This window comes from Streptomyces sp. NPDC060064, assembly GCF_042736455.1.
Classification (GTDB): domain Bacteria; phylum Actinomycetota; class Actinomycetes; order Streptomycetales; family Streptomycetaceae; genus Streptomyces.
The window spans coordinates 71,601-95,571 of the sequence record NZ_JBHWWF010000022.1 but is presented as its reverse complement, the minus strand read 5'-3'; the positions used below and the strand labels follow the sequence as shown (position 1 = coordinate 95,571).

Below are 23,971 nucleotides of genomic sequence, written 5' to 3'. Positions count from 1 at the left end.
TGCATGGCCCAAGTGGAACAGGCATCCGTTTCTGCGTCAACTGTCCTGAGACGGACGGCTCACAGTACGGACAGGCTTGACATCGGGCCGTGCGCACCCCCTACCCTCAGGAACGGATCGTGCTGAGGGGCTCGGTCCGCGTTGTGTTTCTGGTGAAGGCATTCCCGTGTTCGATCTCTGCATCCACGGAGCCTTCGCATGGCTGTGCCTACAGACACCCTCCCCGAATCTCCCGCGGCTCCGCCCTCCAAGACCGACACCGTGCAGCCGCGCATCGTGCCCGTACGCCGAACCGGCCAGTGGGCGGCCGCAGTTGTCGTCCTGCTGCTGCTCGCGGGCGCCGTCAGTTCCGTCGTACGCAATGACGCCTTCCAGTGGGACGTGGTCGGCGACTACTTCACCTCGACGTCCGTACTGCGTGGCCTCGGCCTCACTCTCTGGCTGACCGGCGTCGTCATGGTGCTGGGCTTCGCGCTCGGCACACTGCTCGCCGTGATGCGGCTGTCCGGCAATCCCGTGCTGCGAAACGTCAGTTGGGGATACATCTGGCTGTTGCGCTCGACGCCGATCCTGGTGCAGCTGCTGTTCTGGTTCAACATCGGTGCGCTCTACCCGCAGATCCTCGGAGTCAGGACGGTCAATCTGCTCAGCCCGGTCACCATCGCGATCATCGGGCTCACCCTCCATGAGGCCGCGTACGCCGCCGAAGTGGTACGCGGCGGCATCCTGTCCGTCGAACGCGGACAGATCGAGGCCGCCGAATCGCTCGGCCTCGGACGGTGGCGCCGGCTGCGCCGGATCGTTCTGCCGCAGGCGATGCGCTCCATCGTGCCGCCGGCCGGGAACATGCTCATCGGCACCCTCAAAGGCACCTCGATCGTCAGCGTGATCGCCGTGCAGGACCTGCTCTACTCGGTGCAGCTCGTCTACCACCGCACCTACCAGGTCGTACCGCTGCTGCTCGTCGCCACCCTCTGGTACGTCGCGGTGACCTCACTCCTCAGCGTCGGTCAGCACTATGTCGAGAAGTACTACGCGCGCGGCACGGCAGGTGCGCGATGACGTCCATCGTCGTGATCGGAGCCGGTCCGCGGGGGACCGGTTTCCTGGAGCGGCTGGCCGCCAACGCCCCTGAGCTGTACGCCGGTCTTCCGCTGGACATCCATCTGGTGGACCCGCATCCGCCGGGCGGCGGCCGGATCTGGCGGCACGAGCAGTCCCCGCTCCTGTGGATGAACTCCATGGCCGAGGACGTCACCATGTTCACCGACGACACGGTGACGCTGGACGGGCCCGTACTGCCGGGCCCCACGCTCGCGGAGTGGGCAGGTCTCGACGGCCAGACCTTTCCCAGCAGACAGCAGCAGGGCGCGTATCTGCGCTGGGTGTACGAGGAGGCGGTGGCCGCCCTGCCGCCGGCCGTCGCCGTGCACGAGCACCGGGCGCGGGCGCTGCGCGTCAGCGGTCCGCGTGAAGGCCGCCAGCGGGTCTGGCTCGAAGGGCGAAGAGAGCCGCTCATCGCCGATCTCGTGGTGCTCACCCTGGGCCATCTCGACGCCGAACTCGACGGTGAACAGAAGGAGTTGGCGGACTTCGCGCGCCGCCGCGGGCTGCTCCACCTGCCGCCGGACTTCACCGCCGACAGCGATCTCGAAGGCCTGCCTGCGGGCGAGCCGGTCATCGTCCGTGGCTTCGGGCTCGCCTTTGTCGATTTGATGGTGCTGCTCACCGAAGGCCGTGGCGGACGGTACGAGCACGGCGAGTACCTGCCGTCGGGCCAGGAGCCCGTCCTGTACGTCGGATCACGGCGCGGTGTGCCGTACCACTCCAAGATCGGCTACGGCTGGGAGGGTGAACGGCCGCCGCTGCCGCGCTTCTTCGGTCCCGCCGAGGTGGACGCGCTGCTGAGCCGGCCCGGCCCCGTCGACTATCAGCGCGACCTGTGGCCGCTCATCGACAAAGAGCTGGGCTTCGCCCACTACCACCGTCTCTTCGCCGCCCACCCCGAGCGAACCTCGGTCAACTGGCCCGACTTCGAGGAGAAGTACGCCGCCGCCGCACCGGGCAGCCCCGAACTGCACACTCTGGTTGCCGCCTCCGTCCCCGACCCCGCCGACCGCCTCGACCTCGAGGCGCTCGACCATCCGCTGGACGGGCTGCGCTTCGGCTCGTACGACGCACTCCAGGACGGATTGCGCAGCTACATCACCGCAGACCTCGAACGCCGCCACGACCGCGCCCACAGCGAAGACCTCGCGGTCTTCCTCGGACTGCTCTCCGTCTACGGGCAGCTGATCCGCCTCGGCGACATCGGCGGCCGATGGCACGGCTTCTTCAGCTATCTCGCCTCCGGCCCGCCCGGGCCCCGGCTGCGCCAGCTCCTCGCGCTCTCCCGCGCCGGTGTCGTCCGCTTCCTCGGCGCGGGCATCACCGTCGAGGCCGACGAGGAACGGGCGGTCTTCCGGGCAGGCGGCGCCGGCGTGCCCGGGGAGTGGATCGAGGCGCGGGTGCTGGTCGAGGCCCGGCTGCCCGAGCCCTCGCTGGAACGCACCCGCAGCCCGCTGCTGCGCTCCCTGTACGCGGACGGTGCCGACGCGACCCCCACCGGTCTGCTGTCGGTGGACCCCGAGGACGGCCGGGTGCTGGAGCGAGGCGGCCGGCCGCATCCACGCCGCTTCGCGCTCGGCCCGCACACCACCGCGCGGGCGGGCGGGGCCTTCACCCGGCCGCGCACGGGCGGCGCGGCGTTCCGGCAGAACGACGCCACCGCGCGTACCGCGCTCGCCCTGCTTCGTGATCTCGCCTGTCGCGAGCGCCTGAGCGCCTGAGCCCCTCATCGCCCTGAGAACCACCCCCTGTCTCGTACGTACGAACGTGAGGACCCCATGTCGCTGACCAGCGATCCACCTGTCGACAAAGCGCCACCACCCACCGTCGCGGAACCCGAGGACTACGGTGCGCTGAAGGTGGTGCCCGTGCGCCACCCCTGGCGCTGGGCGGCCGTCGCCGCCACCGCGATCCTGCTTGTGCAGTTCCTGCACGGGCTGGTCACCAACCCCGGCTGGGAGTGGGAGGTTTTCGCGGAGTTCTTCACGGCCGAAGTGATCCTCAAGGCCGTCTGGATCACCCTCCAGCTCACCTTCTACGGCACGGCGATCGGCTTCGCCCTCGGCATCGTCCTCGCCTTCATGCGGCTGTCGGCGAGCCCCTTCCTCAAGTCGGTGGCCTTCGCCTACATCTGGGCGTTCCGCTCCATCCCGCTCATCGTGCAGCTGCTGTTCTGGTTCAACCTCGCCTACCTCTACAAGGAGCTGCAGTTCGGCATCCCCTTCGGACCCGGCTTCTTCTCCTTCGACACGATGGGTCTGGTCGGCGCGATGAGCGCGGCCGTCCTCGGACTCGCCCTGCACCAGGCGGCGTACGCGGCGGAGATCGTCCGCGGCGGAGTACTGGCCGTGGACAGCGGTCAGCTGGAGGCGGCGGCCGCGCTCGGCATTCCCAGGCTGCGCCAGCTGCGCCGCATCGTGCTGCCCCAGGCGATGCGCTCGATCCTCCCCAACGCCGCCAACGAGATCATCTCCCTCTTCAAGGGCACCTCGATCGTCTCCGTCATGGCGATCGGTGAGCTCTTCTACCAGGTCCAGGTCATCTACGGACGCAACGGCCGGGTCGTCCCGCTGCTGATGGTCGCCACCGCCTGGTACATCCTCCTGACCACCGTGCTCTCCGTCCTCCAGCACTACGTGGAACGCCACTTCGCAAAGGGGGCCACGCGATGAGCGCGATGGTCGACGTACGGTCCGTGCACAAGAGCTTCGGCGCGCTGGAGGTGCTGCGCGGAGTCGATCTCGAAGTGCGCACGGGGGAGGTCGCCGTCGTACTCGGGCCCTCGGGCTCGGGCAAGTCCACGCTGCTGCGCACCATCAACCATCTGGAGAAGGTGGACAGCGGCTGGATCAGCGTCGACGGCTCGCTCGTCGGCTACCGGCGCTCCGGCGACAAGCTGTACGAGCTGCGCGAGCGCGAGGTACTCAAGCAGCGCACCCAGATCGGCTTCGTCTTCCAGAACTTCAACCTCTTCCCGCACCTCACCGTGGTCGAGAACATCATCGAGGCACCGGTCTCCGCGCTGAAGCGGCCCCGCAAGGAAGCCATCGCGACCGCGGAGAAACTCCTCGCCAGGGTGGGACTCGAGGACAAGGCGTCCGCCTACCCCAAGCAGCTCTCCGGCGGACAGCAGCAGCGCGTCGCCATCGCCCGCGCGCTGGCCCTGGAGCCGAAACTGCTGCTCTTCGACGAGCCGACGTCCGCACTCGACCCCGAGCTGGTCGGCGAAGTCCTCGACGTCATCAAGGACTTGGCGCACCAGGGCACCACGATGATCGTCGTCACCCACGAGATCGGCTTCGCCCGTGAGGTCGCCGACACCGTGATCTTCATGGACGACGGCCGGATCGTCGAGCAGGGCGCCCCCGCCGACGTACTCGACAACCCCCGGCACGAGCGCACCCGCGCATTCCTTTCCAAGGTCCTGTGAACCACCCATGTCTGCAAGGAGTTTCCACGTGAACACCCGCCGCACTTTCGCCGTCGCCGCGATCGCCGCCTCCGGTCTGCTCGCCGCCTGCGGAGGCACCGGCGACGCGGCGACCGACGTGGTGAAGCCCAAGGGCCAGCAGGGCGCGGGCATCAATATCTCGCCCGACCAGCACCGCATCCGCGGCAAGAAGGTCGACGCCGTCGCCGCCAAGGTGCCCGCCGCGATCCGCATGCGCGGCACGCTACGCATCGGCGCCAGCGCCGATGCCTCGCCGCCGCTCGGCTTCTACGCGACCGACGACAAGACGCGGATCGGCGCCGAGATCGACATCGCCACTCTGATCGTCGACACCCTCGGCCTGAAGCCGCAGTTCGAAGAGGTCTCCTGGGAGAACCTCTTCGTCGGCCTGGACAGTTCCAAGTTCGACGGGGTCCTCTCCAATGTCACCGTCACCGAGGAGCGCAAGGAGAAGTACGACTTCGCGACCTACCGGCTCGACAACCTGGCCTTCGAGGCGAAGAAGGGCACCGGCTGGCGGGTGAAGGGGCCGAAGGACGTGGCAGGGAAGACCATCTCCGTCTCCTCCGGCACCAACCAGGAGAAGATCCTCGTCGACTGGAGCGAGCAGAACGTCAAGGCAGGTCTCAAGCCCGTCGACATCAAGTACTTCCAGAAGGACACCGACTACTACCTCGCCCTCCAGTCGGGCCGCATCGACGCCTATCTCGGGCCGAACCCGTCGGCGGCGTACCACGTGGCCTCGGCCGGACAGACCCAGGTCATCGGCACCCTGTCGGGAGGCGGCTCGCAGGTTCAGGGCAAGATCGCGGCCACCACGAAGAAGGACAGCGGTCTGGCCGCGGCGTACGCCGCGGCCATCGACCACATCATCGAAGACGGGTCGTACGCCAAGGTCCTGAAGCGCTGGGGCCTCTCGGGCGAGGCCGTCGCGAAGTCGGAGATCAATCCGCCGGGTCTGCCCAAGACCAAGAAGTGACCAGCGCCGGCTCCAGAGAGGCATTCATCGCCATGTCCCCCACCAGGCCCCTCCATCTGGCCGTCGCTCTCGACGGCCCGGCCCGGTACGACGCCGAGTACTACGCCGGGCTCGCCCGGCTCGCCGAGCAGGGCGCCCTCGACTTCGTCACCCTCGGCGATTCCTTCGCCCGGCCGGGACTCGACGCCCTCGCGGTGCTGTCGAGGGTCGCGCCCACCACCGAACGGATCGGTCTCGTACCGACCGTGACCACCACGCACACCGAGCCCTTCCATGTGTCCACGGCCGTGGCCACCCTCGACTGGGTGAGCCGCGGCCGAGCGGGCTGGCAGGTCGATGTGTCGACCACCGAGGCCGAGGCCCGGCTCTTCGGCCGTCGTCCGGCCACGCCCGGCGACGCGCTGTGGCGGGAGGCCGGCGAGGTCGCCGATGTCGCGGCCCGGCTGTGGGACAGCTGGGAGGACGACGCGGAGATCCGCGACATATCGACAGGGCGCTTCATCGACCGCGACAAGCTCCACCGTGTCGACTTCCAAGGCGGCACGTTCAGTGTGCGCGGCCCCTCGATCGTGCCGAGGCCGCCGCAGGGCCGTCCCGTCACCGTCGCGGACGGCACGGGGGAGCCGGGCCGGGACGCGGCCGCCCGGCACGCCGATGTCGTTCTCGTACGGGCGGACGCACCCGAACAGGCCGCCGCGCTCCGCGACGACATACGCCGGCGCGCCGAGGCGCAGGGCCGTGACCCGGACACGCTGCGCGTCCTGGTCTCGCTCGTCGTCGACCTGGGCGAGAGCGAGCCCGGACTGGACAGTGAGCCCCGTCTCGCCGGCGGTCCGCACTACAGCGGCGGCCCGGTCGACCTCGCCGAGCTGATCACCCAGTGGCACGCGGAGGCGGCGGTGGACGGCTTCCATCTGGCGCCCATCGCACCCCACCGGGACCTGGAGCGGATCGTCAACGGCACGGTCGCGCTGCTCCAGCACCGCAGTCTGTTCCGCACCTTCTATCCGGGCGGCACGCTCCGTGAGCATCTCGTTCTCGCCCGCCCGGCCAACCAGTACGCCCTCTCGGGGGGAACCTCATGACCGCCGAACGCAAACAGATGCATCTCGCCGCCCACTTCCCGGGCGTCAACAGCACCACCGTCTGGGCCGACCCGCGCTCGATGAGCCAGATCGACTTCTCCTCCTTCGAGCATCTCGCCCGCACCGCCGAGCGCGGACTCTTCGATTTCTTCTTCCTCGCCGAGGGGCTGCGGCTGCGCGAGCACAAGGGCGAGATCCACGATCTGGACGTGGTCGGCCGACCCGAGTCCCTCACGGTGCTCAATGCCCTGGCGGCCGTCACCGAACGGCTCGGCCTCGCAGCCACCGTCAACGCCACCTTCAACGAGCCGTACGAACTGGCTCGCCGACTCGCCTCCCTGGACCATCTCAGCGGCGGCCGGGCCGCCTGGAACGTTGTCACCTCCTCCGACGCCTTCACCGGGGAGAACTTCCGCCGCGGCGGCTATCTCGACCGGGCCGACCGCTACACCCGCGCCGCCGAGTTCGTCTCCGTCGCCCGTACGCTCTGGGACTCCTGGACGCCTGACGGGACGCCCCGTCCCTTCGCGCACTCAGGCCAACACTTCGCGATTGAGGGCGAGTTCACCGTTCCCCGGTCACCGCAGGGCCACCCCGTGGTCATCCAGGCGGGCGACTCCGACGAGGGCCGGGAGTTCGCCGCATCCACCGCGGACGTGATCTTCACCCGGCACGGCACGCTGGAGGCGGGCCGCGCCTTCTACGCCGACGTCAAGGCCCGGCTCGCCGCGTACGGACGGGAGCCCGGCGACCTCAAGATCATGCCCGGGGTCAGCTTCGTCCTCGGCGACACGGACGCCGAGGCGCAGGAGCGGGCCGCGGAGATCCGCCGCCGGCAGGTCTCGCCGCAGAACGCGATCCTCGCCCTTGAGCTGGTCTGGGGCCGCGACCTCTCCTCGTACGACCCCGAAGGGCCGCTCCCCGACATCGATCCCGATCCGGACTCGGTCCTCGTCCAGGGCCGGGTCAAGGCCGGCGACCCGTTCGCGATCGCCGCCAAGTGGCGTGCGCTGTCGGAGGCCAAGGGCCTGTCCATACGGCAGACCGTCATCGAGACGACCAGCCGGCAGTCCTTCATCGGCACCGCGAGGAGCGTCGCCGCCGCGCTGGAGGAGTTCGTGTCGAAGGACGCGGCCGACGGCTTCATCCTCGTCCCCCATCTCACCCCCGGCGGTCTCGACGACTTCGTCGACCAGGTGGTACCGCTCCTCCAGGAGCGCGGGGTCTTCCGCGCGGAGTACACCGGCTCGACGCTGCGATCGCACCTCGGGCTCGCCGAGCCGGTGTGGAAGGGTTGATCGTATGAGCAAGGACGCACACGCAGCCAAGGACCAGCAGAACTGGCAGAACTGGCACGAACAGCGTGCCGCCACGGTCGCGGCCCCGTACGGACCGCTCTCGCTCACCGGTACCCACTGGCTCTCCGACTACCCGGAAGGTCGAATTCCGGCCGTCCCCGGGAGTTGGCTGGAGGACGGTGACGCGGTGGTGCTGACGGCCTCGGCCGAGGACGGTCTCACCGTGGACGACAAGCCCCTCACCGGCCCCGTCCGCCTCACCGCGGACCACGGACCGATCCCCGAATCCCGGGTCGCGCACGGCGAACGGCGACTGGTCGTACTGCGCCGCGAAGGTCTGTGGGCGGTACGGGACTTCGACCCGGACTCACCGTCGCGGCACGCCTTCCAGGGCATCGAGGCGACGGCGTACGACGCCCGCTGGGCGCTGCCGGGACGCTTCCGTCCGTACAAGGAACACCGCAGCGTACGGGTCGAGAACGCCGACGGGCGTGAGCGCGGCCTCGGCCTCGGCGGCGAGATCGCCTTCGAGCTCGACGGCGAGGAGCGCACGCTGCAGGTCGCGGTCGAGCCGGACGGCTCGCTCTGGGCGGTCTTCGCCGATGCGACCAGCGGAAACAGTAGTTACCGCTTCCGTTTTCTGCGGCCCTCCGCACCGGCCGCCGACGGCACGGTGACCGTCGACTTCAACCGGTCCCTGCTGCCGCCGTGTGCCTTCGCGGACCACTTCATCTGCCCCTTCCCGCCCCCCGGGAACACCCTCGATACCGCCGTCCCGGCGGGCGAACGGAACCTTCGGAGTCACTGACCCGTCCTACGGGTCGGACAAGTACGGCACAGCCCCGGTGGCCAACGAGCCACCGGGGCCGTCCGGCATGGGGGCGCGGAGAGGCCGAAAGGCGCCCTTGCGCGGGAAGTTGACGCACCGAATACTCCCGAACAGCGCTTGTCAGGAGCACAGTCTGTCCGAAAACCGAACGTGCTCCCTGGCTGCGCCTCACGGGCCCGGAACCCCACAAAGGGCCCCCGATTCCCCTCGGGAGGAACGACAAGTGAGGATCAAGCGCACCATCCCCCGCAGTGGCACGGCGAGACGCATGCGTCTGCTCGCCGTCACCACTGGCCTGATCGCCGCCGCAGCGCTGGCCGTCCCCGCCGCCAGCGCCAACCCTGCACAGACCTTCAGCGCCAACCAGCTCACCGCCGCGAGCGACGCCGTACTCGACGCGGATGTGGCAGGCACCGCCTGGCTCATCGACAAGGCGACCAACACCCTGGTCGTCACGGCCGACAGCACCGTCTCGAAGGCCGAAATAACAAAGATCAAGCAGGAAGCCGGGGCCAACGCAGGCGCGATACGCATCGAGCGCACCGCCGGCACGTTCTCCAAGCTCATCTCCGGCGGCGACGCCATCTACGCCACCAGCTGGCGTTGCTCGCTCGGCTTCAACGTCCGCAGCGGCAGCACCTACTACTTCCTGACCGCAGGCCACTGCACCGACGGCAACCCGCCCTGGTACACCAACTCCTCGCACTCCACGAGCATCGGTCCGACGGCCGGATCCAGCTTCCCGGGCAACGACTACGGCATCGTGAGGTACTCCAACACCTCGATCGCCCACCCGGGTACCGTCGGCAGCCAGGACATCACCAGCGCGGCCAACGCCACCGTCGGCATGTCCGTCTGTCGCCGCGGCTCCACCACCGGCATCCACTGCGGCAGCGTCACCGGCCTCAACGCCACGGTCAACTACGGCGGCGGTGACATCGTCTACGGCATGATCCGCACCAACGTCTGCGCCGAACCCGGCGACAGCGGCGGCTCGCTCTACTCCGGCAGCCGGGCCATCGGCCTGACCTCCGGCGGCAGCGGCAACTGCACCTCCGGCGGTACGACATTCTTCCAGCCGGTCACCGAGGCGCTGAGCGCCTACGGAGTCAGTGTCTACTGACGCACCACCACCGCAACCGACAGCAGTCGAGCCCCCGTCCAATATCAGCGGACGGGGGCTCGACGTCGCTCTCCCTTTTGAGAGGATGTCAGAGCGGTCGGGCACCGGAACAACGGGGGTTGCGGATCAGTGAAACGCATTGGAGTGACCGGCCACAGAGGCATCCCGCCCGAGGCGCACGCCCATATCCGCGCCGGGATGCGCGCCGAGTTCTGCGGCCACGAGGGCTCGATGGAAGCACTCTCCAGTCTCGCGGCGGGCGCTGACCAGCTCTTCGCGGACATCGCTCTGGAGTACGGCGCGGAACTGACCGTGGTGATCCCCAGTGGCGACTACGAAGCCGGTTTCACGGCCCCGGACGAGCTCGCCAGGTACCAGTTCCTCAGGGGCAGGGCGAGCCGGGAGGTCCAGCTGTCCTTCCCGCACTCCACGGACGAGGCCTACTACGCGGCCGGCGCCTATATCGCCGACAACTGCGACCGTCTGCTGGCGGTTTGGGACGGACTCCCGGCCCGCGGTCTCGGCGGCACGGGCGACATCGTCCGCTACGCCCGACACCTCGGCAGGCCCGTGACGGTCATCTGGCGCGAGGGTGTCGAGCGCTACTGACCATCTCTCAACTTCGATGTCTCACAAGCCAGTCGGTGTGCTGGGGCGAGACGATGCGCTCGGTCTCGTAGACCGCCGACGGCCACTCCACATCACTGACCGAGGTCTCCATCGCCGTATGCATCGCCGCCAGGTCCTCCTCGACCAACGAGTGGGCGGCGATGAGGGGTTGATGGCGCCGGATCTCGCTCCAGGCCAGACAGGCGGCGGCCGCCGCCGACAACAGGCCCATCACATCGACGGATTCGGCGATCGAGAAGGTCCTCAGCAGCGCGAAGAAGAGTGCGAGCAGGGTGAGCAGCCCGATCGAGGCGGACCAGAGCGCGGTGGCGCGGCGGGAGTTCTCCGTGCTCCGGTGGTACCAGTTGCGCTGCTCGATCAGCCGGTCCCTGACATAAGTCTCCTTGCGGATGCTGAACGTCTTCGCGTGCAGCCGCCGCATGGGTGTGGTGATCAGGTCCGCGGCGGCCACCTCGGCATCGCCGTGGCGCGGGTCCTGCCAGCCGACTTTGGCCAGCTCCCGCAGCCCTTCCTCCAGGCGTACGGCGAACAGCTCGTCCGCATCGGTGGAGTGGGAGTCGAAGGGCGCTCCATGGACGGCGTACCGCCAGCACATCGACTTGATGAACTCCGCTGCGGAGCGGTTGAGTTGCCAGTGCGACTTTGCTCTGCGCCGGGAGGTGCGATAGCCCAGCGCGAGCACCCCGGCATAGGCCAACGTGCTGAGTGCGCCCGCGAGTTGGAAGGTGTCACCGAGCCTCAGTGAGGACGGCAGCGTGGCCAGGGCGGCGCCCAGGACCAGGAGCAGCAGCTGGGAGCGGGTGGAGCCGACAGCCTCGCGCTGGTGCGAGATCGCGACGCTGTCCGTGCGATGGAAGAGAACCGGCAGATCAGTGTTACGAAAGACCATGCTGTGCAGTGGGCCGGAAAATTCGGTCACGCGCACTCCCGTCTGCAGTTTTGCCTTCACTCTTTAGGCGGAATGGCTTGTTCCGTACTGTCCTGCGAGAATGCGCCACAACTCTTTTGTTCCGTCTCCATGTGCTGAGTTGCTGCGAGTGGCCATGAGAGTAAAGTCGTGCCGCCGGCATCGCAACGGTGCGTGGTATCTGTGCTGGACACAACGCTGGACACAACATCAAGGACGGCCCCTCATGAAGTTTCAGACCTCAGCGTCCTTCGCCGCTGCGAAGAAGAATCGCGTCCCGTTGGCTCAGATCGATCTCCGTGGCGCCGTTGCCGCCAGGAAGCTTGCCCGGGTGCTCCCCGTCTCGGTCGACGTCACTCGGCATGCGTCCACGTTCAACTCGGCGCTCTAGACTGGCGGAATGACTGGACCCCTGGTCCCATTCCGCGAGATCGTATTGAAGGTCCATAGCAGATGTGATCTTGCATGTGACCACTGTTATATCTACGAACACGCTGATCAGAGCTGGCGCACTCGCCCGAAGGCAATCTCTGACGAAGCGATTTCCTGGACAGCTCTGCGACTGGCCGAGCATGCCAAGAGTCATGCCCTGCCCTCCGTGTCAGTGATCCTGCACGGAGGGGAGCCTCTTCTGGCAGGGCTCGCACGGCTGCGGCATATCTGCGAGGAGCTCACCAAGGCCCTCGACGGAATCGCCGAACTCGATCTTCGTATCCATACGAACGGCCTCCAGCTCAGCCCCCGCTACCTCGACCTCTTCAGCGAGTACGACGTCAAGGTCGGGATCTCCCTCGACGGCGACCGGAGCGCGAACGACCGCCATCGCCGCTTCGCGGACGGCCGCACCAGCCATCCCCTGGTCCTCAGAGCCGTCGACCTGCTCCGCCAGGAGCGCTACCGCCACCTCTATCTCGGTCTCCTCTGCACCATTGACGTGGCCAACGATCCGATCGCGGTGTATGACGCGCTCACCGAGCTGGAACCGCCGCGTATCGACTTTCTGCTGCCGCACGCCACCTGGGACGCCCCGCCGGCCCGCCCGGACGGCTCGGCCACCGCCTACGCCGACTGGCTCCTTGCCGTCTTCGACCGCTGGGACGAGCAGGGCCGCAGCATTCCGGTACGGCTCTTCGAATCGGTGCTCTCCACCCTCGACGGCGGCCCCAGCCTCACCGAATCCCTCGGCCTCGCGCCCACCGACCTCGTCGTCGTCGAGACCGACGGCACCCTGGAGCAGGTCGACTCCCTCAAGAGCGCCTACGAGGGCGCCGCAGCCACCGGATTCGATGTGTATGCCCACCCTTTCGACGAGGTCGCGGCCCACCCCGGAATCAGAGCACGCCAGCAGGGACTCGCCGGAGTGAGCGAGACCTGCCACCGGTGCCCGGTCGTACGGTCCTGCGGCGGCGGGCTCTACACCCACCGCTACAGCTCCCGGAACGACTTCGACAACACCTCCGTGTACTGCGGCGATCTCGAGGCGCTGATCCGCGGTATCGAACAGCGCACCGCCGCCGCGACCGTGTCCGCCGCGGTCACGGACCCCGGCGTACTCATGGCCGAGCACCAGGACGTGACCCGCACCCTGCTCGCCGACGTCCACCTGGAGCTCGACGGACAGGGCGGCGAGGCCTGGGACGAGGCCTGGGAGTTGGCGTCCGCCCTGGAGGGGCGCTCCGACGCGCTCGACGTGGTGCTCGGCCATCCCTACACCTACACCTGGCTGCAGGACTGTCTGGCCGCCCTGCGCGAGGAGCGGCCGGAGGCGGCCGGGCTCGCGCTCCGGCTGCCGTCCTACCTCGCCGCCGCGGTCGTACGAGCCGGGCTCGAGATGCCCGTCCGGGCGCCGTACCGGAACGGCAGGCTCTGGCTCCCCACACTCGGCGAGCTGCGGCTGACGGGCCTGGGGGAGCACGGCGAGGCCGAGGTGCGCGCGGCCGAGAAGGGGTTCCTGGTACGCGTGGACGGCCGCGAGCGGTGGCACGTACGCGCCGATGAGGACAGCGGCGACTGGCGGCCCGTGCGCAGGCTCGGCGGCGACGGGGTGCCCGCGCTGCGCCTCGACGACATCGACCCGTACCGGGACTGCTTCGGCTTACCCGTGCGGGAGCGGCTCGGCTCCCGTGAGGCGGACGGCTGGAGCGGGCGGCTGGCCGAGGCCTGGCAGCTGCTGCGGCAGACCGTACCCGCACAGGCCGCGGAGGCCGCCGACTGTCTGACGACCCTGACACCGCTGGTCTCGGGTGAGGCGTCGGTGCGCCGGCACGGCTATGGAGCGCTCGGGATCGCGGTGCCCGGCACGCCCGAGGAGCTGGCAACCGCGCTGCTGCGCGGTTTCAGGCGGGCCAAACTGCAGGCACTGGTCGAGGTCACCGATCTCTACGCGCAGGACGGCTGGTGGACCCACCGGGCGCCCTGGCGGGAGACGCCGATGCCCCTCTCCGAGCTGCTGGCCGGAGCGTACGAACGTGTGGGCCTCGCGGCCTTCGAACCGGCCGGAGCCGAGCAGGCCAGGCCCGCGCTGGAAACCCTGGCGCGCGCGGCCGAACTGACCGTCAGCGGCCGGCGCCTGCTGGACGAGCTGTGGAAAGAGTCGGACTGTGGCTGAGCCCGGGCGGACACGCCGGCCGGCCGTCACCCCGGTGACGTGATGACACCCGAGCAGGCGGCGGCCTTCCGGGCGGACCTGCCGGCCCTCGACGCCGCCGGATCCGCAGCTCTCGGATGGGCCGGTTGGCCGAGTCCGCGCGGAGCGCCGAAGGGCCGGGTGGATTTCGCCGCCGCACTGCATTCCATCTCGCCGAATACCGGACCGGAGCACGCCCGCGCACCTACCGTTGTGTGGTGCAGCGACCGGGTGGGGACAATCAATGGGCCGAGTGCAAGGCCGTCTTCTTCTGGAAAAAGGAGCAGAAGGGACAACTGGGAGGAAGGCTCGCAAGGTTGTTCCCGATCAAGGAACGGGTCGGGCCGTGCGGAGAGCTGGATGACCGAAAAGCGGTGTTGATTGACCGAACATCGGGGGGATGGAGAGTGACCGGCTCCGGAATGATTAATTCGCTCGCAGCCTTAGGCGCTTGTGGGTCTGGGTGTGGGCGTTCACACAGGACGGGGGTCGTGTGTCAGATTCAGCGCAACGAGCGGCGGATCACCGGCCGTACTTCTTCTTGAGCTATGCGCACACACCGCGGTACGGGGCCGGCGGCCCGGACCCCGATATGTGGGTCGAACGGCTTTTCCGTGATCTGTGCGGCCATGTGATGGCCATGACCGATCTGCCGGCCGGTGCGCCCGCCGGGTTCATGGACCGGGAAATCCGCTCCGGGGAGGGCTGGTCGGAGCGGCTGGGCGAAGTGCTGGCCACCTGCCGGGTGTTCGTCCCGCTCTTCTCACCGCGGTACTTCGCCAGCGAGATGTGCGGCAAGGAGTGGTACGCCTTCGCCCAGCGGGCCATCTACCACCATGCGAAGAGCAACCGGCCGGCGGAGGCGATCGTGCCCGCGCTGTGGGTGCCGATGCCACCGGAGCAACTCCCGGGTCCCGCCGAGCGGTTGCAGTTCAACCACCGCGCCTTCGGCGACCGGTATGTCACCGACGGGCTCTACGGGCTGATCAAGTTACGGATATTCGCCGAGGAGTACGAGGCCGCCGTCTATGAACTCGCCAAACGCATCGTCAGCGTGGCGGACACTACGCGCGTCGGTTCCGGCAGCCCGGTCGACTACCGGCAGGCGCCCAGCGCCTTCGGCAAGCCCACCGGCGGCCCCCGCCCGATGCATGTGACCGTTGCCGCGCCCACCCGCCACGATCTGCCCGAGGGACGCGCCCCGGACTACTACGGCAAGCAGTCCCAGGAGTGGAATCCCTACCACCCGGACTCCGCACGGCCGTTGGCGTACATCGCCCAGGACCTGGTCCGCTCCCTCAACTACCAGGCGACCGTCTCCTCCTTCGACCACGAGACGCCACCCGACATCAGCCAGCCACCCACCCGGCCCGAGATACTTCTGGTCGACCGCTGGGCCCTGGAGGACGACGAACGGCGCGAACGGCTCGCCGCCTTCGACGCGGAGCCGCGCCCCTGGGTGAGCGTCGTCGTCCCCTGGAACCGCGACGACCCGCAGAGCCGGACATCGGAGGCCGAACTGGTCGAGAAGCTGGAACGGACCATGCCGCACCAGATGCGCCAGGGCCGGACCGCCTGCCGGGCGGCCGCCAAGGGCGTGCTCAGCATGGAGGCCTTCGGCCAGCTTCTGCCCCAGGTGGTGGAGGCGGCCGCCCAGGAGTATCTGCGGCACGCCGAGGTCTTCCCGCCGGTGCCACCGGCCGGCGCCGGTGCGCGCGAACGGCCCCGGCTGCGCGGCCCGATGGCCGAGTACGGCACCACCCACTACGTCCCGCACACGCATGACATCGCCCCTGATGCGGAGGACACGGATGACAGGCAGTCGTGACGGACGCATCGTCACCTTCTATTCGTACAAGGGAGGTACGGGCCGCACGATGGCCCTGGCCAACACCGCCTGGATTCTCGCCGCGAACGGCAAGCGGGTCCTTGCGGTCGACTGGGACCTGGAAGCGCCCGGCCTGCACCGCTTCTTCCACCCCTTCCTCGACCCCTCCACGCTCGGCGCCACCACCGGAGTCATCGATCTGATCACCGAGTACGCCTGGGCCGCGACCAGCCCCGAGCCGCGCCGCGACGACTGGCATCTCGACTATGCGCGCATACAGCCGCACGCCGTCTCCCTCACCCCCGAGAGCCTGGGCTGGGAGTTCCCGGACGGCGGCACGCTCGACTTCGTCTCCGCCGGGAAGCAGAACCGCGAGTACTCCGCGACCGTCTCCACCTTCGACTGGGACAACTTCTACGACCGGCTCGGCGGCGGCCACTTCTTCGACGCGCTGCGCGAGGACATGAAGGCCAACTACGACTACGTCCTCATCGACAGCCGTACCGGCCTCAGCGATATCGCCGACATCTGCACCGTCCATCTGCCCGACGTCCTGGTCGACTGCTTCACCCTCAGCGACCAGTCCATCGACGGCGCCGCCTCGGTGGCCCGGCAGATCGACGAGCGGTACGGCGGCCGCGGCATCAAGATCTTCCCGGTGCCGATGCGGATCGACGAGGGCGAGAAGGAGAAGGCGGACGCCGGACGCGCGCTGGCCAGGCTGAAGTTCGACCGCTTCCCCTCCGGGCTCAGCGGCGACGAACTGACCGCCTACTGGGGCGCGGTGGAGATTCCGTACCGGCCCTACTACGCCTACGAGGAGACGCTCGCCACCTTCGGCGACGAAGCCGGTCTGACCAACTCCCTGCTCTCCGCCTTCGAACGGCTGACCTCCGTCATCACCGAGCAGCGGATCACCTCCATGCCGCAGGTCGGCGAGGAGATCAGGCTCCGGATCAGGGACGCCTTCACCCGCCGCCGTCCCGCCCTGCCCGCCGACCTCTTCCTCAGCTATGTGGCCGAGAACCGCATGTGGGCCGACTGGGTCGAGTACATGCTCACCCGGGCCGGCTTCCGGGTCGTGCCACGCGATGTCTCCGTCGAACAGGAACCGGCCGGCGCGGACGCGCTCGCCGCCGAGAACGCCGCCCGCACGGTCGTGCTGCTGTCCAGCGCGTATCTCAAGTCCGCCCGGGCGGTGGAGGTCTGGTCGCGGGCCGCGGCCGAGGACCCGAGCGGCGGCCGACGGCATCTGCTGCCGATCAGAGTCGGCGACGTCCGGCTCACCACCCCGTACATCGACCGCAACCCGGTGGACCTCTTCCGCCTCGACGAGGTGGCCGCCACCACCGCGCTGCTGCGCGCACTGGACCGGCCGGTGCAGCTCCCCGACAGCGCGTCGCCCGGACCGCGCTTCCCCGGCACCGTGCCGAAGATCTGGAACGCGCCGCCCCGCAACCCCGGCTTCACCGGACGCTCGGTGGTGCTGGAGCGGATGCGCGACCAGCTCGGCGGCGGCATGGCCGTGGCCGCGGTGCTGCCCCAGCCGCAGACCCTCTACGGGCTCGGCGGCGTCGGCAAGACCCAGGTGGCGCTGGAGTACGTCCACCGCTTCATGGCCGACTACGACCTGGTGTGGTGGATCTCCTCCGAGCAGCCCGACGACGTGGTCGCCGGACTCGCCGAACTCGCCGTCCGGCTCGGCGCCCAGGGCGGCGAGGACATGGCGGCCGCCTCGGAGGAGGCCATCGAACTGCTGCGGAACGGAGTGCCGTCCTCGCGCTGGCTGCTGGTCTTCGACAACGCCGACGACCCCGAGCAGCTCAAGCGGTTCTTCCCGCCGCAGGGGCCCGGGCACATCCTGGTCACCTCGAGGAATCAGGCCTGGTCGCAGTACGGGGACGCGCTGCCCGTCGATGTGTTCCTGCGCGAGGAGTCCATCGAGCACCTCAGGCGGCGTGCCCGCGGACTGACCATCGAGGACGCCGACCAGGTCGCCACCGCCGTCGGCGACCTGCCGCTCGCCGTCGAACAGGCCGCGGCGTGGATCGCGGAGACTGCCACACCCGTCGCCTCGTATCTCGAGCAGCTGAAGGAACAGGCCGCGAGCGTCCTCGCGCTCAACCAGCCCGCCGGATATCCCGAGCCGGTCGCCGCGACCTGGAACGTCTCCATCGAGCGGCTCAAGGAGCGCTCGCCCGCCGCGGTGCGTCTGCTCCAGCTCTGTGCGTTCTTCGCACCCGAGCCGATCTCCGCGAACCTCCTCTACAGCAAGGAGATGATCGACGCGCTCAAGCCGTACGACGCCTCGCTCCAGGAGAAGCTGGTGCTCGGGCGGGTCATCCGGGAGATCGGCCGGTTCGCCCTGGCCAAGGTCGACCAGGTCTCCAACAGCATCCAGGTGCACCGGCTGGTGCAGGCGGTCATCAGGGCTCAGCTGACCGAACAGGAGCAGCAGGACGCGCGGCACGCGGTCCACCGGATCCTCGCGGGTGCGCGGCCCGACGACGACGAGCCGATCGACAACCCCGAGACCTGGCCGAGGTTCGCCACCATCTGGCCGCACCTCGGCACCTCGGAGGCGCGGTTCTGCAAGGAGCCTGAGACCCGTCGGCTGATGATCGACCGTGTGCGCTATCTGTGGAAGCGCGGCGACTGGAACGCCGCCTACACGCTTGCCGGCGAACTGCGCGACACCTGGAAGGAGATGCTGGGCAACGACGATCTGCAGTATCTCTACCTGCGCTTCCATCTCTCCAACATCCTTCGCTCGCAAGGCCGTTATGTGGAGGCCAAGGAGCTGGACGAGGTGACCCTGGAGCGCCAGCAGGAGGTGCTGGGCCTGTCCCATCCGCATACGTACATGACCACCAGCGGGCTGGCGATGGACCTGGGCACCCTCGGCCAGTACGGCAGGGCGATGGAGCTGGCGACCGAGGCGCACGAGGGATTCAGCCAGATCTTCCACGAGTCCCATCCGCGTACCCTCGCGGCCGCCAACAACCTGGCGCTGAATCTGCGCATGGTCGGCCAGTACGCCAGGGCGCGCGAGATCGACCAGGAGGTCTTCGACCGGCGTACCGAGGTGCTCGGCCCGGAGCATCCGTACACCCTCTCCTCCGCCGTCAGCCTCGCCAGGGATCTGCGGGAGGTCGGACGGTACGAGGACTCGGTCTCGGTGCTCGTGCGTACGTACGACATCTACAAGGAGCAGCTCGGCCGGACCTTCCCGGGCACCTTGGCGGCGGGCAAGAGCCTCGCCGTGTCGCTGCGCAGGGCCGGCCGTCTCGAGGACGCGCGGCGGCTGACCACGGCCACCCGCAACCGCTACCGCGCCAAGTACACCTCGGCCAACCCGGATTCGCTCGCCTGCGATCTGAATCTGGCGGCCGACCTGTTCGCGGCCGGGGAGCCGGTGGCGGCACGGGATCTGGCGCAGGAGGTCGTCGACCAGTACATGAAGGTGCCGGGGGAGCGGCATCCGTACACTCTCGCCGCCCTCAACAACCTCGGCATCTTCCACTGGGGCTGCGGCGCTCCGGAAGCTGCGGAACAACTGCTCGCGAAGGTGTCCAGGACGATGCGGGAGGTCCTCGGGGAATCCCATCCGCATGCGCTGTACAGCACCATCAACCTCGCCAACGCCCTCGCCGACCTGGGCGGTCTGGAGGAGGCGCTGGAGATCGAGCAGCGGACCGTGACCAGGCTGCGCGAGGTGCTGGGCGCGCACCATCCCGAAGTGCTCGGTATCGCCTCCAACATGTCCGTCACACTCGGCCTGCTGGGCCGCAAGGCCGAGGCGGCGCATCTGCGGGCGGAGACCGTGGAGGAGCTGCAGCGGCTGCTCGGCGAGGAGCATGCGCTGACCCGGATCGCACGCGACGAGCGCAGGGTGCACCGCGATCTGGAGCCGCTGGCGGTCTGAACCCGGGGCTCCGTCCAGGGCCCCGCTCCTCGAACTCCCCCCGGACCTGGTCCGGGGGGACCCGACGGTGGCTGGAATTCAGTGGTCCAGCAGCCAGGTGAGGATCCGGGGCAGTGCGTGCAGGGCGTCGAAGTGCGCGGCGGTCGGTTCGAGGACGGCCGTCGCGCCCGGGATGCGCTCCGCGAGCCAGCGGGAGTGGCCCACGGGTGAGAAGACGTCCTTCTCTCCGTGCCAGAGCATCACCGGGCCCTTGATGTCGGCGGGGTCGAAGCCCCAGGGACTGCAGAAGGCGAGCGCGTCGTCGACCCAGCCGTACGCGGAAGTGCGCAGCGCCTCCTGGTAGTTGCGGAGCAGCATGGACCTGACGCCCGCGTCCGACACCACCATCCGGTCGGAGTCGGTCAGCTCCCTGCGCAGATCGTCGAGCAGCCGGATCGGGTCCTGCCTGATTTCGGCGGAACGCAGGATGAACCGTTCGGTCATCCCTGCCGGGTCGTCCGACGCGCTGGTGTACTCCAGGACATTGGACGCGGCCATGCCCTCGAACCAGTCGAGTCCGTCGGCGTCCCTGGGCGCGAGCGTCACCAGAGCGGCGGTGCGGGTGACCCGCTCCGGCATCAGGGCCGCGCAGGCCAGCGCGTGCGGTGCGCCGCCCGAGCGGCCCACCACGGCGAACCGCTCCAGGCCGAGCTCGTCGGCGATCGCCCTCACGTCCTGTGCCACATCGGCGACGCTGCGGCCCGCCAGCCGGTCGGAACCGCCGTAGCCGGGGCGGTCGTACGCGATCAGCTGCGTACCGCGCTGGTACAGCACCATGCCGCGTGGTGCCGGGCCCAGTCGGCTGCCGGGGGTGCCGTGCAGCAGGAAGACCGGTCTGCCGCGCGGATCCCCCAGCCGTTCCACCATCAGATGCCGCCCGTCCGTCACGCGCATCCGACGTCGCACTCCCGCGCCCCCTTCGTCGTAAGTGCTCTGTGCAGGCATGGTGAGCCTGGCATTCCCCACCGATTCGATGATTACCCATCAGCGGGTCATACGGGGACTCCCTTTGACGTCATTTGGGGTCTACCGTCGAAGAGGTACGTGCACGCGCGTCCACATCGCACCCCAGGGGGCCGTGATGGTAGAGGCACTGGTGACGGCCGGCGCGACGGCAGTGTCCGTCGGAGCCGTCTACGTGATGGCGGCGGCCCGGGTCGTCAAGCAGTACGAGCGGGGTGTGGTCTTCCGGCTCGGAAGGCTCAAGTCTTCAGTGCGCGGGCCAGGTTTCACACTTGTTGTCCCGTTTGTCGACCGGCTGCGTAAGGTCAATATGCAGATCGTGACGATGCCGGTGCCCGCGCAGGACGGCATCACGCGGGACAACGTGACGGTGCGCGTGGACGCCGTGATCTATTTCAAGGTCGTGGACGCCGCCGAGGCCATCGTGCAAGTGGAGGACTATCGCTTCGCGGTCTCGCAGATGGCGCAGACATCACTGCGGTCGATCATCGGCAAGAGCGATCTGGACGATCTGCTCTCCAACCGCGAAAAGCTCAATCAGGGGCTGGAGTTGATGATCGACAGTCCGGCGATGGGCTGGGGTGTGCAGATCGACCGGGTCGAGATCAAGGATGTGTCGCTGCCGGAGACGATGAAGCGCTCGATGGCGCGCCAGGCGGAGGCGGACCGTGAGCGCCGGGCCCGGGTCATCAACGCCGACGCCGAACTCCAGGCCTCCAAGAAGCTCGCCGAGGCCGCCAAGGAGATGTCGGAGCAGCCCGCCGCCCTTCAGTTGAGGCTGCTGCAGACGGTCGTCGCCGTCGCGGCCGAGAAGAACTCCACCCTGGTGCTGCCGTTCCCGGTGGAGTTGCTGCGCTTCTTGGAGCGGGCCGCTCCGCCGCCGGCGGCACCGCCTCCCGCAGCGGCGCAACCGCCCTTGGAAACCGGTCCCGCAGAGTCGGAAACAAGACAGGACTAGTCCTTACGCGCTGCCCATGGCGTCGTTGCACGCGGTGTTCGCAAACGAAACCGACCAGTGTGGACGCTTTCCGTGAAGGTGCTGTGAACGCCTACGCGTTGTCGTGTGCCCGTCCTGAAGTCGACCTTGTGTGCTACCGAGCGGTATCGGAATAGTGGGCGCTCCATCCTCCGTGTCCGGGCACCCCACTTGTCCGGGCGCGGCCCCCACAGGAGGTTGATGTTGAAGCACCGACGCATGCCCAAAAGGAAAGTGGCGATGGCAGGCGGCGCTGTTGTCGCCCTGGTAGCCGCGGGCGTCACCTTCCAGAGTGCGAACGCCAGTGACAATACTGAGCAGTTCGCCGCCAAGCCGCTGTCGGCGGTGGCGGCCGGAAACCTTGCTTCCACCCTCAGCAAGGACCTGGGCGCCGACTCGGCCGGCACGTACTACGACGCCGAGGCGAAGTCCCTCGTCGTGAACGTCGTCGACGAGGCGGCGGCCCAGATCGTCCGCAAGGCGGGCGGCAAGGCCAGAATCGTGGAGAACACCCTCGCCGAGCTGAAGACCGCCCGGCAGACGCTCACCACCAAGGCGACCATTCCCGGCACCTCCTGGTCCGTGAACCCGGTCACCAACACGGTGGTCGTCACCGCCGACCGTACGGTCAAGGGCGCTCAGTGGACCAAGCTCAGCCAGGTGGTGAAGGCTCTGGGCGGCAAGGCGGAACTGAAGAAGTCCGCCGGGGAGTTCAAGCCGCTCATAGCGGGCGGCGACGCCATCCATTCGGGCGGCGGACGCTGTTCGCTCGGCTTCAACGTGGTCAAGGGCGGCGAGCCGCACTTCATCACCGCCGGTCACTGCGGGAAGGCCGGCAGCGAGTGGTCCGATTCCGCGGGCGGCGCGCCGATCGGCACCATGGTCGACTCGCAGTTCCCCGGCAACGACTTCTCGATCGTCAAGTACAGCGACAGCACCGAGCACCCGAGCGAGGTCGACCTCTACAACGGCAGCTCGCAGCCGATCACCAAGGCGGGTGAGGCGACCGTCGGCATGAAGGTGCAGCGCAGCGGTTCAACCACCCAGGTGCACGACGGTGAGGTCACCGGCCTCGACGCCACGGTCAACTACGGCAACGGTGACATCGTCGAGGGCCTCATCCAGACCACGGTCTGCGCCGAGCCCGGCGACAGCGGCGGCTCGCTCTTCGCGGGCGACACCGCGATCGGTCTGACCTCCGGCGGCAGCGGCGACTGCTCCGCGGGTGGCGAGACCTTCTTCCAGCCGGTACCGGAGGCGCTCGCGGCCTTCGGCGCCGAGATCGGCTGACGCGCGCCAGGCAAGAACCGGGGCTCCGCCCCGGACCCCGCGCCTCAAACGCCGGCGGGGCTGAATTTTCAGCCCGTCCGGCGTTTGAGGACTGGGGGGCCGGGGGTGAAGCCCCCAGTTCGCCGCCCGGCCCTCATACGAGGGTCCCGGCCGCGGTCCCGCCCCCGACTGTCACGTCGGCCCCGATCGTCGTCGGCCCGCGGCCGCGGACCAGCGCGCACGCCATCGTGACCAGCGCCCCGCCCACCGCCCACGCGGCGAGCACCAGCATCGGGCCACCCGCGCCGTTGCCCTTGAAGTACGCGATCGAGCGTGCCGTGAAGGTGCCGGCGCCCGGCGGCAGCGCGGGCCCGATGGCCCGCCGGAACGGCGGCAGCAGCGGATACGGGATACGCGCCGCCCGCGCTCGGATTGCCGAGGACGACCACGAGCAGGATCGCCAGGCCGATACCGACGATGCCCGCCAGCCCCTGGAACGCGAGGGTGATCGCCCCGACCGCGAAGACCACCAGGGCTCCGAGGCCCCACAGCGCCATGATGCTGCCGGGCAGCGCGCCGAGGATCGGGCCCGCGATCACCGTGCCGAGCAGGCCCGCGGTGATCGCGTACAGCAGCAGCGCCCAGTCTGATCAGGGCGCGTGCCGTATTCACGGGCCGCGCGCCCGCACTGATCGCGAGGGCCGCCGCGCAGAGGTAGCCGCCCACGCACCATCCGATCACCAGATGGAACGAGGACAGCCCGCGGGCGTCACCCTTGGCGTCCGGGACCATGTCCACGACGGTCACGGTGCGCCGCTGCTGTGTCTGAGCCATGGCCCCACGCTCCGTGGCGCACGGTGTCCATGCAGGTGGGACGGGGGCGAACGGACGATGGGACCGGTGTCGCACGAATGTTCGAAACTTGGTCTATGGTGG

General features: G+C 68.9%; 18 protein-coding genes and 1 pseudogene. 16 read left to right on the top strand and 3 right to left on the bottom strand.

The window, feature by feature from the left end; translation table 11 throughout:
* Nucleotides 1-198: 198 nt before the first annotated feature.
* The 10 genes from ACFWDI_RS25225 (at nt 199) to ACFWDI_RS25180 (ending at nt 10,481) form a co-directional block, all read left to right on the top strand.
* On the top strand, nt 199-1,062 hold the full coding sequence (locus ACFWDI_RS25225; protein WP_385307049.1) for an amino acid ABC transporter permease: 864 nt from the start codon (nt 199-201) through the stop codon (nt 1,060-1,062).
* Complete coding sequence (locus ACFWDI_RS25220; protein ID WP_385307047.1) at nt 1,059-2,828, top strand: FAD/NAD(P)-binding protein; 1,770 nt, start codon at nt 1,059-1,061, stop codon at nt 2,826-2,828. The genes ACFWDI_RS25225 and ACFWDI_RS25220 overlap by 4 nt, the downstream gene beginning before the upstream one ends.
* Before the next feature lie 57 nt (nt 2,829-2,885).
* Entirely contained in the window at nt 2,886-3,779 is an 894-nt protein-coding gene (locus ACFWDI_RS25215; protein ID WP_385307046.1) for an amino acid ABC transporter permease, read from the top strand.
* Nucleotides 3,776-4,537: an amino acid ABC transporter ATP-binding protein gene (locus ACFWDI_RS25210; protein ID WP_385307044.1), complete on the top strand. Its 762-nt coding sequence runs from the start codon at nt 3,776-3,778 to the stop codon at nt 4,535-4,537. Before ACFWDI_RS25215 ends, ACFWDI_RS25210 begins: the two co-directional genes overlap by 4 nt.
* Nucleotides 4,538-4,565: 28 nt before the next feature.
* The gene (locus tag ACFWDI_RS25205) at nt 4,566-5,537 is read left to right on the top strand and encodes an ABC transporter substrate-binding protein (protein ID WP_385307042.1); all 972 of its coding nucleotides are present in this window, start codon (nt 4,566-4,568) and stop codon (nt 5,535-5,537) included.
* A gap of 32 nt (nt 5,538-5,569) precedes the next feature.
* Nucleotides 5,570-6,622 (top strand): LLM class flavin-dependent oxidoreductase, encoded by a 1,053-nt coding sequence (locus tag ACFWDI_RS25200; protein WP_385307041.1) that lies wholly within the window; start codon nt 5,570-5,572, stop codon nt 6,620-6,622.
* Complete coding sequence (locus ACFWDI_RS25195; RefSeq protein ID WP_385307039.1) at nt 6,619-7,920, top strand: NtaA/DmoA family FMN-dependent monooxygenase; 1,302 nt, start codon at nt 6,619-6,621, stop codon at nt 7,918-7,920. Before ACFWDI_RS25200 ends, ACFWDI_RS25195 begins: the two co-directional genes overlap by 4 nt.
* A 4-nt stretch (nt 7,921-7,924) precedes the next feature.
* Nucleotides 7,925-8,728, top strand: a complete 804-nt coding sequence (locus tag ACFWDI_RS25190) for a DUF1684 domain-containing protein (protein ID WP_385307038.1) — start codon at nt 7,925-7,927, stop codon at nt 8,726-8,728.
* 244 nt (nt 8,729-8,972) lie between these two features.
* Nucleotides 8,973-9,872, top strand: a complete 900-nt coding sequence (locus tag ACFWDI_RS25185; protein ID WP_327322665.1) for a S1 family peptidase — start codon at nt 8,973-8,975, stop codon at nt 9,870-9,872.
* Between the two features lie 129 nt (nt 9,873-10,001).
* Nucleotides 10,002-10,481 (top strand): hypothetical protein, encoded by a 480-nt coding sequence (locus tag ACFWDI_RS25180; RefSeq protein WP_385307037.1) that lies wholly within the window; start codon nt 10,002-10,004, stop codon nt 10,479-10,481.
* A 7-nt stretch (nt 10,482-10,488) separates the two neighbouring features.
* Here the strand turns inward: ACFWDI_RS25180 and ACFWDI_RS25175 are convergent, their stop codons facing one another.
* Nucleotides 10,489-11,391 carry a DUF4231 domain-containing protein gene (locus ACFWDI_RS25175; RefSeq protein ID WP_385307112.1) on the bottom strand — a complete coding sequence of 301 codons (903 nt, stop codon included), beginning with the start codon at nt 11,389-11,391 and terminating at the stop codon, nt 10,489-10,491.
* A 244-nt stretch (nt 11,392-11,635) separates the two neighbouring features.
* Here ACFWDI_RS25175 and fxsA point away from each other — a divergent pair, with 244 nt between their 5' ends.
* The 4 genes from fxsA (at nt 11,636) to fxsT (ending at nt 19,788) form a co-directional block, all read left to right on the top strand.
* Nucleotides 11,636-11,800, top strand: a complete 165-nt coding sequence (gene fxsA, locus ACFWDI_RS25170; RefSeq protein ID WP_385307035.1) for an FxSxx-COOH cyclophane-containing RiPP peptide — start codon at nt 11,636-11,638, stop codon at nt 11,798-11,800.
* A gap of 9 nt (nt 11,801-11,809) precedes the next feature.
* Entirely contained in the window at nt 11,810-14,017 is a 2,208-nt protein-coding gene (fxsBH, locus tag ACFWDI_RS25165; RefSeq protein WP_385307033.1) for a radical SAM/SPASM protein FxsBH, inactivated beta-hydroxylase extension form, read from the top strand.
* Nucleotides 14,018-14,528: 511 nt separating this feature from the next.
* Nucleotides 14,529-15,863 carry a TIR-like protein FxsC gene (locus tag ACFWDI_RS25160; RefSeq protein WP_362689647.1) on the top strand — a complete coding sequence of 445 codons (1,335 nt, stop codon included), beginning with the start codon at nt 14,529-14,531 and terminating at the stop codon, nt 15,861-15,863.
* Nucleotides 15,847-19,788 (top strand): FxSxx-COOH system tetratricopeptide repeat protein, encoded by a 3,942-nt coding sequence (gene fxsT / locus ACFWDI_RS25155; RefSeq protein WP_385307032.1) that lies wholly within the window; start codon nt 15,847-15,849, stop codon nt 19,786-19,788. Before ACFWDI_RS25160 ends, fxsT begins: the two co-directional genes overlap by 17 nt.
* Nucleotides 19,789-19,866: 78 nt before the next feature.
* On the opposite strand, the gene ACFWDI_RS25150 is transcribed toward fxsT, so the two are convergent.
* Nucleotides 19,867-20,721, bottom strand: coding sequence for an alpha/beta fold hydrolase (locus tag ACFWDI_RS25150; protein WP_362689653.1), 855 nt, complete (start codon nt 20,719-20,721; stop codon nt 19,867-19,869).
* Between the two features lie 187 nt (nt 20,722-20,908).
* Here ACFWDI_RS25150 and ACFWDI_RS25145 point away from each other — a divergent pair, with 187 nt between their 5' ends.
* Nucleotides 20,909-21,748: a slipin family protein gene (locus ACFWDI_RS25145; protein WP_385307030.1), complete on the top strand. Its 840-nt coding sequence runs from the start codon at nt 20,909-20,911 to the stop codon at nt 21,746-21,748.
* Between the two features lie 222 nt (nt 21,749-21,970).
* The gene (locus ACFWDI_RS25140; RefSeq protein ID WP_385307111.1) at nt 21,971-23,056 is read left to right on the top strand and encodes a S1 family peptidase; all 1,086 of its coding nucleotides are present in this window, start codon (nt 21,971-21,973) and stop codon (nt 23,054-23,056) included.
* 133 nt (nt 23,057-23,189) lie between these two features.
* Here ACFWDI_RS25140 and ACFWDI_RS25135 read toward each other — a convergent pair.
* Nucleotides 23,190-23,866: pseudogene (locus ACFWDI_RS25135) on the bottom strand (DUF3533 domain-containing protein); the annotation flags it as partial.
* Nucleotides 23,867-23,971 lie beyond the last annotated feature (105 nt).